This is a genomic window from Plastoroseomonas hellenica (assembly GCF_018129085.1).
Taxonomy (GTDB): Bacteria; Pseudomonadota; Alphaproteobacteria; order Acetobacterales; family Acetobacteraceae; genus Plastoroseomonas; species Plastoroseomonas hellenica.
In genome coordinates, this window is the sequence record NZ_JAAGBB010000008.1 from 145,420 (window position 1) to 161,406 (window position 15,987).

Below are 15,987 nucleotides of genomic sequence, written 5' to 3' on the forward strand. Positions count from 1 at the left end.
GAGGGTAGACCAATGCGCACGATGCTCACGCATAGAGAGCAACAGACAAAGCTGGCGGAACTCAATGGTCTGCTGAACGACCCGGAGGTGCCCTTGGACCCGCACCGGGTCTGGACACTTCTCGCCGAGTTGGAGATCCGCGAGCCGGGCGGAACTCGGGCAGCCCCGCGACGGCGGGCGAGCCTGCAACCGCAGCTCCGCTGCGGCCGCAATGCGCGAATCCTGTTGGGGCGTTGCCGGCGCCTGTGACGCTGCCGGCTTCCATGCCCGCCATGCGCGGCTGCTCTCTTTGAAGCAGGGGCGCGTCACGGACCGGATAGGTCCCGTCTGCCTCGGCGGTATCTCGCAGTTGAGCGCATACCGCTCGGCGCCGTGGGGCATAGGCAAAATCGTTCTTGCGAGGCTGACCCGGCCGCGCCGGGAGGATGGGGCGAATTCGCCCGAGCCGGGAGCCGGCCGCGAAGGCCACTTGCGGCGGCCCGCCCCGTTTCGGGGCGTGGCTACCAGCCGCGGCCCGCACGCGCAGCGCCCCCGCATTCCCGAGGGAGCAGGGCTGGCCGCTCCGCTCTCGTGGCCGGTCAGCGAGAGCGTACAGCCGCGAGGTCCTGAGACGATCGCGTCGTCATGGCGATCGCGATGTCCAAAAGCCCGACAATTAGGTGCGGCCAGAAGACGCGGTCGGCGAAGCCGAAGAGCCATGGCGACGCTGCCAACAGCGCGCCCAGGATCATGTCGAGCCCGATGTGGGCGGGCATCGGGATCACCCGAGCTACGCCCAGCTCATAATCGGTCATCAATGATGAGGCCAGTATCGCGGCCCCGACGATCTGCGGAACCCACTGTGCCGCGGTGGCATCCGCGAAGCCCAGGACATAGGGCGCGACGATGAGCAGCAGGGCCGTTAGGTAGTCGATCACGGCATGCGTGCGCGTCGAGAATACTTTCATGAAGTCCTCCAAATGCACCAGCAGCAGGCGAATGCCTGCCTGGAGAGATGACCGCGTTCACAGGCGACATGCGGGTTGGGCGAAAGCATGGTCCGTTCTGCGACGCCACTCTGCGGAAGGCTGCTGCAAGAGCTCCGCCGCGCCCGCAGGAGCAATGCGGCAGGCGGATCGCTGTTGCCGGATGGGGGCGGTCCTCACCCCTGAGATCAACGTGACAAGCTGGAGCGAGTCGGCCGGCTGTGGAAAGCGCGCGGCACGGTGTCAGATGGCCCCGGCCTGACCAGGCCGGCCATCGCAAGCCGCGCGTGACCGCCGCCAATACACCGCCGCAGTTCGTGCCCGAAGGCGGGCAACGGCATGGCGGGACGCGGATTGATCCTCGCGGACAGGAGCGATCGCCGTGATGTTCGTCGGGGTGCGACTGCCACTCAACGAGCAGCATCAACGGGAGAGGCGCATGGAGAGCCGTCATGGATGAACGGGCGTGCCGCCCCGGACCGCCCGGGGATGCGGAGGGCGCACGCGATCATCTCGGGAGTCCTACACAATTCATCTGGCACTACATTTCTCGGTGGCGGGCGCACTTCGCCGCGCTGGCCGCCGCCATACTCCTCGCTGCCTCCTGCGCCGTGGCAGTCCAGTTCGAGATGAAGCTTCTTATCGATGCGATGGCCGGCGAGGCGCCTCACACGCATAGTGCGGTTTGGGCTGCCTTGACCGCTTTTATCGGGCTGATCGCGGCGGAAAGCCTGCTATGGCGCGTGAGCGGCTGGATCGGCTGCAAAGCCACCCTTGGTGCCGGTGTGGAGATGCGGGCCGACTTGTTCTCCCACCTGGGTGGCCACCCGATTTCCTACTTCCTCGAGAATCGCGCTGGCTCCCTGGGCCAGCGCATCACTGCGACGGCCGGCAACTTCGGTGCGCTTGCGAATACCGTGACCTGGCGGATCGCGCCGCCCTGCGTCGACTTCGCGGGGGCGATGGTCGTGTTCAGCATGATCGACTGGCGTATGGCTCTGGTGCTTGGGACGGCTGTTCCTGCAATCGCAGTGGGGCTTTTGCTGCTGGGCAAGAAGGGTAAGCCGCTGCACAAAGCCTATGCCGCGGAAGCGGGAGAGACGGCCGGAGAGCTGACGGATGTCATCTCCAACATGTGGGCCATAAAGGCGTTCTCCGCACGGGTGCCTGAGGGCGAAAGGCTGGTGGAGAAGTTCAGAAAGGAAGCCGCGATCCAGCGTCGGAGCTGGATGTACATTGAGAGGATCCGCCTGCTCTTCGACGTCGTGCTCTGGGTTGTTGCGACCACCATACTTTGCTGGGCCGTCTACCGCTGGCAAGAGCGTGGCATCACCAGCGGTGACGTCGTTATCGTGAGTGCGCTGACATTCCGGATCCTGCATGGGGTACGCGATCTCGTGCTGTCCCTCGTGGATATTGGACAGCAGTTCGGGTTCATCGAGGAGACCCTCTCGCTGATCGGCAGCCCGCCGCTCCTCACGGACGGGTTGGGATCCTGCAGACTGCAGCGCGGCGGCGGCAGCATCGAATTCCGGGATGTCAGCTTTGGCTACAGGGCGGCTGGCGAGGACGCGATCCGCAATCTGAAGCTCTGCATCCCGAGCGGACAGAAGGTCGGGATCGTGGGTCCCTCTGGGGCGGGTAAGTCGACGCTCATAAGCCTCATCCAACGGCTATACGACGCGCAGGAAGGAGAGGTCCTTGTCGGCGGCCGGTCTGTGCGCAGCGTCACGCAGGACAGTCTGCGAGACGCGCTCGCAGTCGTGCCGCAGGAGGTCAGCCTGTTTCATCGGAGCGTGATGGAGAACATCCGGATCGCGCGCCCGAGCGCGACCGATGAGGAGATCTTCGCCGCGGCGCGCGCGGCCCTGTGCGACGGCTTTGTCCAGGGATTGCCCTATGGCTACCACACAGTCGTGGGTGAGCGCGGTGCCAAGCTGTCGGGCGGACAGCGTCAGCGCATTGGGCTCGCGCGCGCGTTCCTGAAGATGGCGCCAATCGTCATCTTTGACGAAGCCACGTCCGCACTCGACTCGGAGTCGGAAATTCTGCTCCAGAAGGCTGTCGTGGACCTGATGGGTGGGCATACGGTGATCGCCGTCGCGCACCGAATATCGTCCATTCTGGCCTTCGACCGTGTGCTTGTCATGCAGAACGGAACTGTCGTCGAAGACGGCCGGCCTGCCGATCTGCTGCAACAGGCCGGTCATTTCCGTAGGATTTGGCGGTTGCAGTCTGGCGCCCTGGGGAACGGCGCACCGGCATTCCAGGAATCGCGGCCCGAACTCCACGGCCTCTGACCTTCTAACCTGAATCTCTATTGGGCCTCGACCAGCTGCAGCGCACGCACGCCCTCGTACCGTGGCACGGGGCGCGCCCTCGGACCGCGCCCGGTGCCGACAGCCTGGCTGCGCCGGCGGCACCGGCGGCGCGCACCGCGGTGTAATCGCTCGACGCAGCGGTAAGCCTGTCTCCGGAAGTGCGGCGACTGCGCGGGCGCGGCGCGTTGGCCACCGCGTTCCGCATCGCTCGCGGTCGACGTCGATGGTGCCCCGGTTCAAGGACCCAACGCTCATGTTCGAGCACCTTCCGCGGCGTAGCTTCAGCCTAGAACAACCGACGGCCTGGGATCGGCTTTATCAACTCAGCCGCGGGTTCCCGCGCTCTGAGGTGCTGTCAGCTATGGCGCCCCAGCTCTTCAGACGGGACAGCCAATATGGTCATCCAAATTACACGGAGTCCGGAAGCGATGCGCATGGACGTCCGCGGCTCAGGTTGCTCGATCGAATGCGTCGCTGCCGCCCGGGGGAGGGCCAGCGTCCGGGCGGAGGCGGTGCAGGGTGCCCAGGGCCGCCGACGGCGCGCGTAGTTCCCGCACCCCTCCTCTCGAAGCAAGGACGATAGCGCCATGGACACTGCCGGCGAAGGCCGCGCGGCTGCGCATGCAGCCCAGAACAATCCTCTGATCTGCTTCTCTCATCTTCGCTGGGATTCCGTCTTCCAGCGGCCTCAGCAACTGATGTCCCGCTTTGCGCAGCAGCGCGATGTCTCGTTCTTTGAAGAGCCGCTTCAGGGCGAGACTGACGCCCTCCGCATCCACATCTGCCAGCGCACCAACGTCCGCGTGCTGACGCCGATATTGCGCGACCCCTCGGCGATCGAAGCGGTGCGAAAACTGCTGGACGGCTTCCTGGAGGGCCGGGCGCCGGCGACGGCGTGGTATTACACTCCCATGGCACTTGCCTTCTCGGATCATGTTCCCTGGAGCGCGATTGCCTTTGATTGCATGGACGAGCTGTCGGCTTTCCGCTTCGCCCCAGAGGCGCTGAAGGTCCAGGAGCGCCGGCTGATGCGAGTGGCCGATGTCGTCTTTACTGGCGGAGTGAGCCTATTCGAGGCCAGGAAAAGCCGGCATCCCAACATCCACTGCTTCCCGAGTGGAGTCGATCTTCCGCATTTCGCGGCTGCGCGTAGCGGGCTGCCGGAGCCGGCTGATCAGCGCGCGATCGGTCGACCCCGGATTGGGTATTTTGGCGTCATCGATGAGCGCCTGGATATGGGATTGCTGTCGGAAATCGCGCGGCTACGACCGAGCTGGCAACTGGTGATGCTCGGCCCCGTCGCGAAGCTGCGGCCGGACGAGATGCCGCAAGCGCCGAATATTCATTGGCTCGGCGGCCGAGATTATCGCGATCTTCCGGCCTATCTTGCGCACTGGGACGTGGCGCTGATGCCGTTCGCGATGAACGAGGCGACGCGGTTCATCAGTCCGACGAAGGCGCCGGAGTATCTGGCCGGTGGGTGCAGGGTTGTCTCCACCCCGATTTGCGACGTGCTGAAGCGCTTCGCCGGTCTGGACGCCGTCGGCATCGGCGCTGACCCTCAGAGCTTCGTCGCAGCGATCGAACGCGCCATCGGGCGGCAGGAAATGGCTGATTTCGAAGCCGTCGACGCAATGCTTGCGGCGATGTCCTGGGACGGAATCCAGCGCAGCATGCGAGAGCTGCTCGGACGGGTCGAGCGCCGGGCCTTGCAAGCTCCCGTCGCGATGACGACGCCTGTCGCAATGGCCGATTGCTTGGTCGTCGGCGCCGGATTTGCAGGCGCGGTTGTCGCGGAACGGCTTGCCTCGGCCGGTCGGAAGGTGCTGATCGTAGACCGCCGCAGCCACATTGGCGGCAATGCCTTCGATGAGCACGATGCGGCCGGTATTCTCATTCACCGCTACGGGCCGCACATTTTCCATACCAATAGCGACGAGGTGCTCGGCTACCTCTCTCGCTTCACGGCGTGGCGCCCTTACGAGCATCGCGTCCTGGCGCAGGTGACGGCCGGGCTGGTACCCATGCCCATCAATCGGACCACGCTGCGCCGGGTGTACGGGGTGGACCTTCGATCGGAGGCCGAAGCGGAAGCGTTCCTGAAGACCTTGGCGGAACCGGTCGACCGCGTCGTCTCGGCCGAGGACTTTGTGGTCACGTCGGTCGGACGCAGGCTCTACGAGATGTTTTTCCGCGGTTACACGAGAAAGCAGTGGGGGGTCGACCCTTCGCAGCTCGACCGCTCCGTCACTGCACGGGTGCCGACCCGGACCAGCGACGATGATCGCTACTTTCTCGACCGGCACCAGTGTATGCCGCGCCACGGGTACACCCGGCTGTTCGAGAACATGCTGGACCACGACAACATCACGGTGCTTCTCGGCACGCAGCACAATGACCTGCCGAAAGGCCGGTACGCTCACATGGTCTACACTGGTCCGGTTGATGACTACTTCGGCAGACGCTTTGGTCCGCTGCCCTACCGCTCGTTGGTTTTCGAGCATGAGACGTTGCCGGTGGAGTTCCACCAGCCGGTCGCCACCATCAATTATCCCGTCGAGGACACGCCGTACACGCGCTGCACCGAGTTCAAGCACCTCACGGGACAGCAACATCGATGGACGAGCATCTGCCGGGAGCGATCACGCGCTGATGGGGATCCCTACTACCCCGTGCCCAGTGCTGCCAATCGCGAGCTCTTCCGGCGCTACGAGGCGCTTGCGGATGCGGAGACGGGCGTCACGTTCCTCGGCCGGCTCGGCACCTACCGCTACATGAACATGGATCAGGTGGTCGGGCAGGCACTTGCGACGGCGCGAAAGCTCCTGGCCCCGCGAACCGAGGCCGTCGCGGTGGCTGCGCAGTAAGGTGCGGCAACCGCGATTTCGCAGCTTCGCGTGGGGGGGCTTCGAGGGGGCCAGCCACCATCGCTTCGACCGTCGTCGGGTGGATAGCATCGCGGGGACGGCCCACGACCGCTGGGCGTTTCAGGACCATGAAATCCTCAAGCGCTGTGGCGTTGAGACCGCGCGCGAGGCATTTCGGTGGCACCTGATTGAGCGCGGCGCCGGTCTCTATGACTGGAGCTCGGCCCGAGGCCAGGTCCAGGGAGCACTCGAGGCCGGCGTCGAAGTGATCTGGGACATCTGCCACTGGGGGCTGCCCGAGGGATTGGATGTCATGGATCGCGACTGGCCGCGTCGGCTTGCAGACTTCGCGGTCGCCTGTGCTCGCATGCTGGAGCAGGAGGGAGCGCCTGCCGCCGGTCTGGTGCCGGTCAACGAGATCGCCTTCTGGGCTTGGGCCGGTGGGGAGACAGGCAGGTTCGCGCCGTTTCTGGTCGGCCAAGGTGACATGTTAAAGGCACAGCTCGTTCGCGGCCATCTCACCGCCGTGGACGCGTTGCGAGACGCTGGGGTGCGCGCGCCGATCGTTCTGTGCGAGCCGCTCATCTGGATCGCGCCGCAGGACGAGAGCGAGCGGGCTGTTCGCGACGCTAGCAGATACCGCGCGGCCGCCCTGGATTCGGTTGCAGCCATACTCGACGCGGATCCATCTGCGGTCGACATGCTTGGGCTCAATCACTACCCCCACAATCAGTGGGTGCTCGGAGGCCCACGAATTGCCGCGGACGACGTCAACTATCGCAGGCTGAGCTTATTGCTGGGCGACGTGTTGAAGCGCTTTCCGGTCCCGCTGGCGCTGGCGGAAACCGGTGCCGAGGAGCCGGACGGCGACGCCTGGTTGGCGTATGTTACGGAGGAGCTAAAGGCGGCGCAGCGAGCGGACATATTTTTGGAGGGCGTCTGCATCTACCCGGTGATGGATTACGCGGGGTGGGACAACGAACGCCATTGCCCCTGTGGCCTCATCGGCCGGGATGGCGAGACGCGCTTCGTCCGGCCCGGCCAGCGGGACGCCATCCGTGCACTGTCGTCGCTTCTTCGCGTGTCCGCGGGGCGAACCTAGGGGCCCCCGGTGGGCCAGCAGGGCGGCGTCTCGATCGGTCCTGGGATCAGGCGCGGCTGCGGGACACGCATCCAAGCGGCGAGCGGATCGTCGGGCCATGGCACGAGGTAATGTGCCCAATCGGTCGTCGCTTGGAATACAGACTGACGCGCCGCTTCGATCAGCGAGCAATGCGGGCTGGCTGACCAGGCCGGCTTGGTGATGAGCGGGCTTGCCTCCATCGAGGATCCAGCAGCCATGATCGCCATACAGGCTAGCAGCCCGTAGCGAGCGATGCGCGCCGCCGGTCGGGTGATGGGCACGCGCAGCGCGGCGCCCGACGCGGCGGCGAGAATGGCGACCGGCGACAGGCCGCCGCGCGACGTCATCTCGTTCCCGGGGCCGAAGACGTATGCCGGCAGGAGGCAAAGCATCACCACCGAGGCGGCAAGGAGCCAGCTCCTCAGCAACACCGATGCGAGCGCCGCCCAACATAGAACCTCGACGGTGAGGAACAGGGCCCACCTGCCGAAGGCTTCGCCGGTGTCGTCGCGGGACAGGAGAGGGTAGTGCGGCACGCCACCGGTGCCGGCGACGAGGTAGAGGCAGATTGGCACTGCGAAGATCGCGGCCAACAGGTTGGCTGGCGCTGTGCAGCCTCGCAGAAGGGCTGATCTGCCGGCGCGTAGCAGCGCCGCCGCCGCTAGGACGGCTGCAGCGGTCGCCGCGAGCGGGCTCCAGAAGGCGGCGCCCGCGAACGCCACTACCAGGCCGCGCTGAAATCCTGGATCGCGTTCATGTCGCAGCAGCAGAAGCGCGAGCAGCCAAGCCGGCAATGCATGATTAGGCACCCAGAGGGTTGCTGTGACATGGCCGGTGTATTGGAATAGGCGGGCCCACCACTCCCCGCCGCGCCCCCAACTGGCAAGCAGGCCCGCGCCAGCCCGGCTGTCCAGCCAGAGGTTGGGCACGACATCGAGGCCGCCGAAAAGCATGAAGACGCTGGCGAGCACAGCGAAGCTGCGGCCGGGCCGTGGCAAAGCCAAGGCCGCCGCAAGTGCGGCGAGAAGCATCAGAGTGAGAGCGAAGCCGGCGGCAGACCACAGCCAGAGCGCCACCTGTGCGACCGGGACCCCGAAGACCTGGCCGACGAGACCGGCGGGAAGATAGTACCCGACTGGCGCGCGGAGGAGCCAATGCGGCCCGCCCGCCACTTCTGCGTAGGCCACAGGCCAGGGCCCCAGCGACAGGTCGCGGAGCACGGCATCTCTGATTTGCCAGTCTGCCGTGCTGTAGACGAGATGATGACAGCCCGTGGCGGCCGCCCAGACGAGCCCAGCCGCGGCGCAGAGCAACGTGATCCGCTTGCCCAATGGCCATTGGCACCGCCATCCCGGCGCGCAGGCGAGCGCCAGCACGCCGCTCAGGCCAGCGGTCGCGCTGACCCAAGGCTGGAACCAGGATGTCACGAAGAGAACGCCGGGCGCAGCAAGGTAGAGCGAGACCGCGGCCGCGAGTGAATCCACTGGGGTGGCGCCCCACCGGGTGTCCAGATCGAAGCGAAGGTGGGGCGGAGGCGGCATGGGATCTCGTCGGCGGGCGTGGACGGCGGCCCAGGAGGTGATATCAGAAGGGGACCTCAGCGCGGCGGCGCAGTTGGGCACCACTGGCCAACTGTGATTGGCATGCCGGCGCTCGACGGCGTCGTCGCGAGCGTGGCAGCCTCCGCGTCTAGATGGGCCCAGGCGCGCACTGCCCGCCGAGGGGCTGCCACACCTCGCGCTCAAGCCTCTCACCGCCATGTTTTTGTTTTCGCCGGAATCTGCCGGCCCAAGCATGAACTGCCCGATGCTTTCCGCGTTAGACATGGACCGCCGCATTTGCAGCGGGCGTTGAGTGGTCTCCTCGGACGGGCACCCGCTGCAGGCACTTCGCTCTGCAGCGGGTGCTTCCGCGATTCGATCAGGGAGTGCGCGCGGCCTCCGCAGCCGACCTTCCAAGGGCCGCGTCGTGAGCAGCGGCTCCCCGGCCCAGGGGTGTGCGGTTGCGGATCCTGGAGAGCACCTGTGAGGCGGGCGACCGCGGATGCCTGCCTTTTCCGCTGGGAGGCAGGCGGCCGCGATACGTCGCGCAGACACTCGCACCCGATCTCGTGTTGCTTTTGCAAATGCCACCCTGGAGCGCCTCGCGGCGGCCTGCCCTCCCGGTGCGGGTAGGGAACCACCGCGACACTCAGCCGGGCCACTGCCGGGGTTGGATGCTCGAGCTGGACACGCAAGTTTGGGTGCACGGTCCTTCGCCTGAAACCCGAGCGCTGCGTTGGACGTGCTTCTGACAATGAGAAGGGAATACCGATGTCGAAAGCTCACCTTCCGCCTGTGCCGGCACAGAACCCTCGCAGCATGGCGTCGGTGCCTCGCCCAAGGAGAGCCTGAACCCAAAGCGGGCAAAGGCCACGGCGGAATCCCGAAACATCGATCCAACCAAGCAGGGCCAACAGGGCGGAGTGGCCCAGAACACGCATCATCCGGGCTATCAGCAGGATCGCTGAAGCCGCGGCCACACCACGAACGGTGAGGTGGCCGGTCCGGCCCCGACGGTAGAGCGCGCCGGGCATTGCAACCCAGCCGCGGTCAGGATCACTGAGGCTCCAGTGCGCAGAGCTGTCGACGTGGGCTGCCGGGCTGCGGGAGAACGCTCGCGCTAGCGCCTGTCGGCCGCCTCGGCCTCGGATCGCCACCCATGCCATTTCGCCGGCCCGTCGCTGCGCTGTCAGGAGTCTTGACGTCACGTCAGACGCGGCAGCAAGGGCCACGGTGCGAAGCTCGCCGCATGCGCGAGACGCTACGCAGCGGCCCTTCATTGATGCGAGGCTGTTCGGGAGCGTCTTGGTCTCCTGGTGAGGGCCAATCCCTGCAGATCCGTCGCTCTTCAAATGAGCGCCTGGGACCGGCATCTCAGAAGTCGGGATGATGTGTACATGTGATCAACTTGACCTTGGCATTTTCCTGCCGGCCTCGTGGGATGCTGGTACGAAGGGAGATGCCGAATCGTTGCCCCACACCCTCGGAACTCGTTGGTACCTCCTCGACGAAAGCATCTCACGTCTTACGAGGGCTGATGGAATTGGGGGCTGAACCGGGCACTCGGTATCTTCTGTCCGACGTGATCCGCTCAATGCCCCATTACCCAGCATCTTCGATTGTCGAAGGCATCAAGCACGGTCTCTTGCTGGGATGGTGGGCGGTTGCGTCGCTCGGCCGGATCGAAATCACTCAGGCCGGCGCTGCTGGTCAGACCGCTGCAAGAACCTGAGGGCAGAGTTCGTTATCGGATTGGCGAACGCCCGCCGCTGTTCGTCATGGTCATCATGCGTGACTTTGCCGGACGGGCGCTGAACGGTTGTCGAGGCACGCAGGCCCGAGTATCCGCAAGATCTCGGCGGCAGCCACAGCCGGCAGCGATCCAACGGGTCCATGCAGAGCAATCGAGCAACCGAACACGGGGATGGCTATGCGGACGCAGCGCCAGCCGCAGCGGACCGGTGAACTGGCACTATAATACCAACCTTCCCGCTATTTGCCTCAGCACCAACGGCTTCTCAAAGAGCGGCACGGACGCGTACCGGAGAGGGATCGTCGCACGCGAATACCCTGTGATGAATATGTACGGCACCTTCCGCGCCGTCAGCTCGTCCGCAAGGCGATAGACATGCTCATCTTCGAGGTTGATATCCAACACGGCCCCGTCGACCTTCTCCGTCTCGAGCAGCTGAACTGCGGCCTCGACCGTGGCCGCCGGGCCGACAATCGTGGCGCCGGCCTCGGTGAGTGTCGCCGCGACATCCTTCGCGATGAGATAGTCATCCTCCGCAACAAGCACACGCTTTCCGGCAATGCGGAACGGCGTCTCTGGTTCCGGCCTGGGATCGTCGCGCGACTCGTACCCTCGTGCACCGCCTTTCCGGCCGGCGGTCATGGCGAGGTCGCGATTGCGCGCAAAAGCGCGCTGCCCGGCTTCGACATTGCGGCCGCCGCGAGCGGAGAGCGCGCGGTGCTCGTCCGGTGACATCGCTGCGAACCCACGGCGCGACCGCGGCGTCACACGCCCCTCAGTTCCCTCAGGACGCTTCATATTTCAAATGATCCTGCTTTCTCAGTCCAGGCTTGTTGCCAACTATAGTTATTGCGCCGTTTCAGACCGGGCGCCCTGCACGCTTCGCGGCGCAGCTAGAGCGGAGCTGCGGCCAAGCTCAAGCTGATGCCGATGCTGCATTCCCGCGCAGCAGTGTCTGGCCTCGATCCTCCGCTGCAGAAGCGCCAAGCGTGTGTCGTTCTTCCGCACGGTGCGACCGCACGACAGTCCGGCCACTGCAGATCAAGAATAAGTGACGAGCTTGAGCGCGGTGTTGCGAAGGCACTGCGCGAGGCCAGCAGGCGGCGCGCAATCTGCAGCAGAGTAACCGCATCGTGGAGCCGCGATGGACCGGCAAGCGCGAAAGATTGCCCGCATTTGTGATCAATCCGAATTGGATCCAGTACGTTATGGCGGCTGCACCGCCTGGGGGGCGGGCCTCGGGGTCAGCGCCGGACTCTCAGGCCCGTCGCGGTGCCGGTCCAGAATGCGGGTTCCATTCCCGGCCACGTCGCGATGACTCATGATCTGACGGAGTGCAGGTGATGTGACGGAGTTCAGGAGCACTGGACGAGTTCTCCGGGACGCGAAGCAGCGGGAGGCCTTTCTGCTGAGGCTTAGTGACGCTCTTCGGTCGCTGGGAGACCCGTCGGCCATTCAATCGGCGGCGGCCAAGCTGCTTTGCCAGGCGCTCCGTCTCGACCGCGTCGGATACGGCGCAGTGGACACGGCCGGCGAGGTGATGTCGGTGGAAAGCGACTGGTCCGTGCGACGCTTGGCGCCCTGGGCTGGGGAGAGACGCCTATTGGAGACGTTCGGCAGGGGGCTGATCGATGCGCTCCGTTCCGGCGAAACCATCATCGTCAACGACTGTAGGAGCGACGCCCGAATAATCGAGGGCAGCTGCGCCGACGCTTGGGCCAGCGTCGGCACCCAGGCACTTCTCGCCGTGCCGCTCACGAAAGATAGTCGGCTATGCGCCATTCTTTATCTGCAATCGGCGCAGCCGCGCATGTGGACCGCGAGGGAGATTGCCCTCGCTGAAGAGGTCGCTGAACGGACCTGGGCCGTCGTCGAACGGGCAAGGGCAGAGGCTGCCTTGCGTGAGAGTGAGGAATTGCACCGCCTGATCCTCGAAAGCGCCCGAGACTATGCGATCTTCGTCATCGATGAATGCGGGGTTATCCGGACCTGGCCTGCCGGAGCCGAGGCGGTGTTCGGGTGGTCGGCTGCGGAAGCGGTCGGAGCCAATGCAGCGATTACGTTTACGCCCGAGGATCGCGCGGACGGCGCACCAGCGCAGGAGCTGGCCGAGGCGCGGGAGAATGGGTGCGCGCCGGACGTGCGCTGGCACATCCGAAAGGACGGCTCGCGCGTGTTCATTGACGGTTCGACGCGCGCCCTTCGAGACAGCATGGGAAAGCTCATCGGCTTCTTCAAAATCGGCCAGGACGTGACCGCCCAGAGGGAAGCGGAGCGAGCCGTGCGGGCGAGCGAAGAGGGGCTACGGAGCGCATTGAAAGTCGGCCAGCTTGCGACCTGGGACTGGGATCTGTGCACCGGGGAGACAGTCTGGTCTGATGAGTATTACCGGATGCACGGCTACGACGTCGGAGAGGTAACGCCGAGCTACGGCGCCTGGATCTCTCGCGTTCATCCCGCGGACCGTAAGGAGACGGAGAGGAGGCTCAGGGAGGCGCGGACTCGAGGGCAAGAGTATGCAAATGAGTACCGCGCGCTTCACCCTGACGGAAGCGTCCGCTGGCTGACCGCGCGCGGGCGCTTCTTCTACGACGAGGGTGGCGCGCCCACTCGCATGGTCGGTGCCATGTCTGACGTGACCGAGCGACGTGAATGGGAAGAACGGCAGAAGATCCTGGTGGCGGAGCTGCAGCACCGCACCCGTAATCTCCTCGCCGTGGTTCGCTCCATTGCAAACGACACGATGGCAGAGACTTCGGCACCAATCCTGTTCCGGGAGCGCCTGTCCGCTCGGCTTACGGCACTCTCCCGGGTCCAGAGCTTGCTGTCACGGGCAGCGGGGGAGCCGATCACCATTGGCGCTCTGGTCAGGATGGAACTGGAGGCACTGGGCGCGGACGACGCGCCGGGCACGGTTGCCGTGAGCGGTCCGGATGTCCCGCTCCGCAGCTCATTGGTGCAGACGCTTGCACTCGCCGTGCACGAGCTTGCGACGAACGCGCGCAAATACGGCGCGCTGGCAACTGCGGAGGGGCGGCTCCGAGTGGCCTGGAGCACGACGGACCAAGGGCAGGACAGTCCCAGGCTAGCATTCGAGTGGATGGAGACCGGAATCGATGGCCGCGGCGTGGCGGACGGGCGTGCACGCATGGGCTACGGGCGCGAGCTGATCGAGCACGCCTTGCCATACACCTTGCATGCGCAAACCAGCTTCGAGCTAAGCGAGCATCAATTGCGTTGCACGATTGTCCTGCCCCTGGGCCGCCGCGAAGAGCAGGAAGCGGCTTGAGGTGAAACATGGAATGGACGTGGCGCCACAACCATGGCCAGCGCGGAGCGGGATCTGCGGCGGAGAGCAATGCTCCCGATGCCGCCCGACCGGTACGGTCACTTTCGGGGGCATCGAGGGATGAGTTGCAGCCGGTGGTCGAACTCGCGGGGCGGCATGTGCTCATCGTCGAAGACGAATATCTGATCGCGCAGGAGATGGTCGGCCTGTTCAGAGCGGCGGGTGCAGAGGTCGTCGGGCCCGTTGCGACGGTGCAGGGTGCTCTGGAGCTCGTGGAGAAGGCTGAGCGCCTCGATGGCGCAGTGATCGACATCAACCTGCGCGGCGAAATGGCTTATCCGGTTGCCGATGCGCTGGTAAAGCGTGGTGTGCCGGTCGTCTTCGCTACGGGGTACGACGTGAACGCTCTGCCGGCCCGCTACGACGGCCTGCCCGCCTGCGAGAAGCCCGTCGACGTGCGGCGGGTCGCGCGCGCGTTGTTCGGTTGAGGCTTTGGTTTTCGGCGGTGCAGTCGGTCGGTTTCGGTGGTCACCGGCTTTCTGGTGGCGCGACCAGCGCTCTCGTCGGGTCAGGGCTGGACGCTCAGCTGCCACGGGGGTTCGGCCCGCGGGATCAGGCGGCCTGGAGATGCAGCTCAATAGCGCTGACCGACGCCGCCGGAAATAGCCACTGCGGCGATGGGACAATCGACAGCGATTTCTCCACCGGCGCAAAGACGTCCGGCTCCTCGGGGGTGACCGCCTGCCGCAAACGATCCGGGGCGATCTCCAGAACGCGACCGCCGGCGACACGCCGTCCGTCTACCGCGATCGTTCCGCGGATGGCATTGGCGTCGCTGAGATTTGCGACATGCAGGAAGATCGTGTCGCCACTGCGACTGGCGGCGATGTCCAGATCAGATGGTGCGGTGGTCACGGATACCGCGCGCTCGCCGTTGTGCCGTTGAAACAGGCGCATCACCGATCCGACGGGCATGAGATAGCTCCGACCTCCAGGAACTGGCAGCCGCACGGCGACGACGCTCCACCGCGTGCCCATGAAGTCTGCGGCGGTCGCGATGCGCACTGTGCGACCATGCCTCTGGTAGATGTTGAGCATGCGGGCGTGGTAAGCCCCGCTGAGCCATTCCTCCAGGATCGGGTTCGCATTGTGCGGCGTCAGGCTTAGATGCCCCTCAGTGACCGCAATCGCCGTGGCGGGGCTTTCCGCGGCGATCACGCTCTCCACCTCAGCAAGCCGCTCCTCCGTGCCAGCCGCGATGTCCATGAGCTCCGACCATGCTTGGCCCGGCGCGTCTTGGTAGCGGCGCCCGTGGAGCACTGAGTCGGATCGTGTCGGGAGTTGCTGCATCATATGAATCGCGAGGTAGTCCAGATGCTCGCCCGCCTGCCGCAGCATGTCCCTGGCCCAGAGAGAGGGGTCCGCGGCACGGCCGCGATCGCCCCAAGCGATCACTTTGATGGAGGGGTCACGCACCCGCATGGCCCGTGCGAACGCAGCGGTGTGGCCGATCGCCTCCGACTTCGAGAATCCGTTCTCGCCATACGACGTCTCATTTCCAAGCTGCCACAGCTTCACGTCGAACGGGGCTTGCTGCCCGTGCGCACGTCGCGCGCGGTTATCCGGATCGTTGCAATATGAGACCCAATCAGCCGCTTCACCCGCGTCGGCGGTGCGATCACCGGTGCTCGTGTGTCGGAAGCGAACATGCCCGTCCGAGAGGAAATTGACCGTGAAGATCGGGTCGGCTCTCACCTGCCGGCAGAGGGCGACAAGCTCGGCAGTGCCCACGCGATTGGTTTCCCAACCGCCCCACTGGTAGTTTCGCATGGGCTGCCGCGCGTGCAGCGGGCCAATCCCTTCGCGCCAGCGGTAGTAGCGGCTCATCAGCCCACCCCACCGGATGGCACCGGGCGCGAGATCACCGACAATCTCCACGAAATCCTGGCGCCAAGTGTCGGCGTCATCATCCCAGGCCGCCGCGACGGCGCTATCAGTCGCGCCCAGCGCTTCCATGAACTGCATCGATAGGTGGGGAGAAATTAGATGGAGCGGCGCGGGATCGATGGAGATCAGACCTGGCGGGGTCTGCCTCGGCAGCGCTGGCACCTGTGACCTTCCTGGCCGG

At 65.5% G+C, this 15,987-nt stretch carries 10 protein-coding genes; 6 read left to right on the plus strand and 4 right to left on the minus strand.

Annotated features, from left to right (window positions below):
* Positions 1–12 precede the first annotated feature (12 nt).
* Positions 13–249 carry a hypothetical protein gene (locus GXW71_RS08895; protein WP_211852130.1) on the plus strand — a complete coding sequence of 79 codons (237 nt, stop codon included), beginning with the start codon at positions 13–15 and terminating at the stop codon, positions 247–249.
* A gap of 329 nt (positions 250–578) precedes the next feature.
* Here the strand turns inward: GXW71_RS08895 and GXW71_RS08900 are convergent, their stop codons facing one another.
* Entirely contained in the window at positions 579–947 is a 369-nt protein-coding gene (locus GXW71_RS08900; protein WP_211852131.1) for an SPW repeat domain-containing protein, read from the minus strand.
* A 470-nt stretch (positions 948–1,417) separates the two neighbouring features.
* On the opposite strand from GXW71_RS08900, the gene GXW71_RS08905 reads away from it, so the two are divergent.
* From GXW71_RS08905 to GXW71_RS08915, 3 genes are all read left to right on the plus strand, one after another.
* Positions 1,418–3,265, plus strand: a complete 1,848-nt coding sequence (locus GXW71_RS08905) for an ABC transporter ATP-binding protein (RefSeq protein ID WP_211852132.1) — start codon at positions 1,418–1,420, stop codon at positions 3,263–3,265.
* Between the two features lie 608 nt (positions 3,266–3,873).
* Positions 3,874–6,153 (plus strand): UDP-galactopyranose mutase, encoded by a 2,280-nt coding sequence (glf, locus tag GXW71_RS08910; RefSeq protein ID WP_211852133.1) that lies wholly within the window; start codon positions 3,874–3,876, stop codon positions 6,151–6,153.
* Between the two features lie 79 nt (positions 6,154–6,232).
* Positions 6,233–7,255, plus strand: coding sequence for a glycoside hydrolase family 1 protein (locus tag GXW71_RS08915; protein ID WP_211852134.1), 1,023 nt, complete (start codon positions 6,233–6,235; stop codon positions 7,253–7,255).
* Here the strand turns inward: GXW71_RS08915 and GXW71_RS08920 are convergent.
* Positions 7,252–8,817: a hypothetical protein gene (locus GXW71_RS08920; protein WP_211852135.1), complete on the minus strand. Its 1,566-nt coding sequence runs from the start codon at positions 8,815–8,817 to the stop codon at positions 7,252–7,254. The genes GXW71_RS08915 and GXW71_RS08920 overlap by 4 nt on opposite strands.
* 1,972 nt (positions 8,818–10,789) lie before the next feature.
* On the minus strand, positions 10,790–11,305 hold the full coding sequence (locus tag GXW71_RS08925; RefSeq protein WP_211852136.1) for a response regulator: 516 nt from the start codon (positions 11,303–11,305) through the stop codon (positions 10,790–10,792).
* A 610-nt stretch (positions 11,306–11,915) separates the two neighbouring features.
* Here GXW71_RS08925 and GXW71_RS08930 point away from each other — a divergent pair.
* Both GXW71_RS08930 and GXW71_RS08935 read left to right on the plus strand, forming a co-directional pair.
* Positions 11,916–13,859: a PAS domain S-box protein gene (locus tag GXW71_RS08930; protein ID WP_211852137.1), complete on the plus strand. Its 1,944-nt coding sequence runs from the start codon at positions 11,916–11,918 to the stop codon at positions 13,857–13,859.
* Between the two features lie 134 nt (positions 13,860–13,993).
* A complete protein-coding gene (locus GXW71_RS08935) occupies positions 13,994–14,347 on the plus strand; it encodes a response regulator (RefSeq protein WP_211852138.1) in 354 nt (117 codons plus the stop codon).
* Between the two features lie 124 nt (positions 14,348–14,471).
* Here the strand turns inward: GXW71_RS08935 and GXW71_RS08940 are convergent, their stop codons facing one another.
* Positions 14,472–15,968 (minus strand): hypothetical protein, encoded by a 1,497-nt coding sequence (locus tag GXW71_RS08940; RefSeq protein ID WP_211852139.1) that lies wholly within the window; start codon positions 15,966–15,968, stop codon positions 14,472–14,474.
* Positions 15,969–15,987 lie beyond the last annotated feature (19 nt).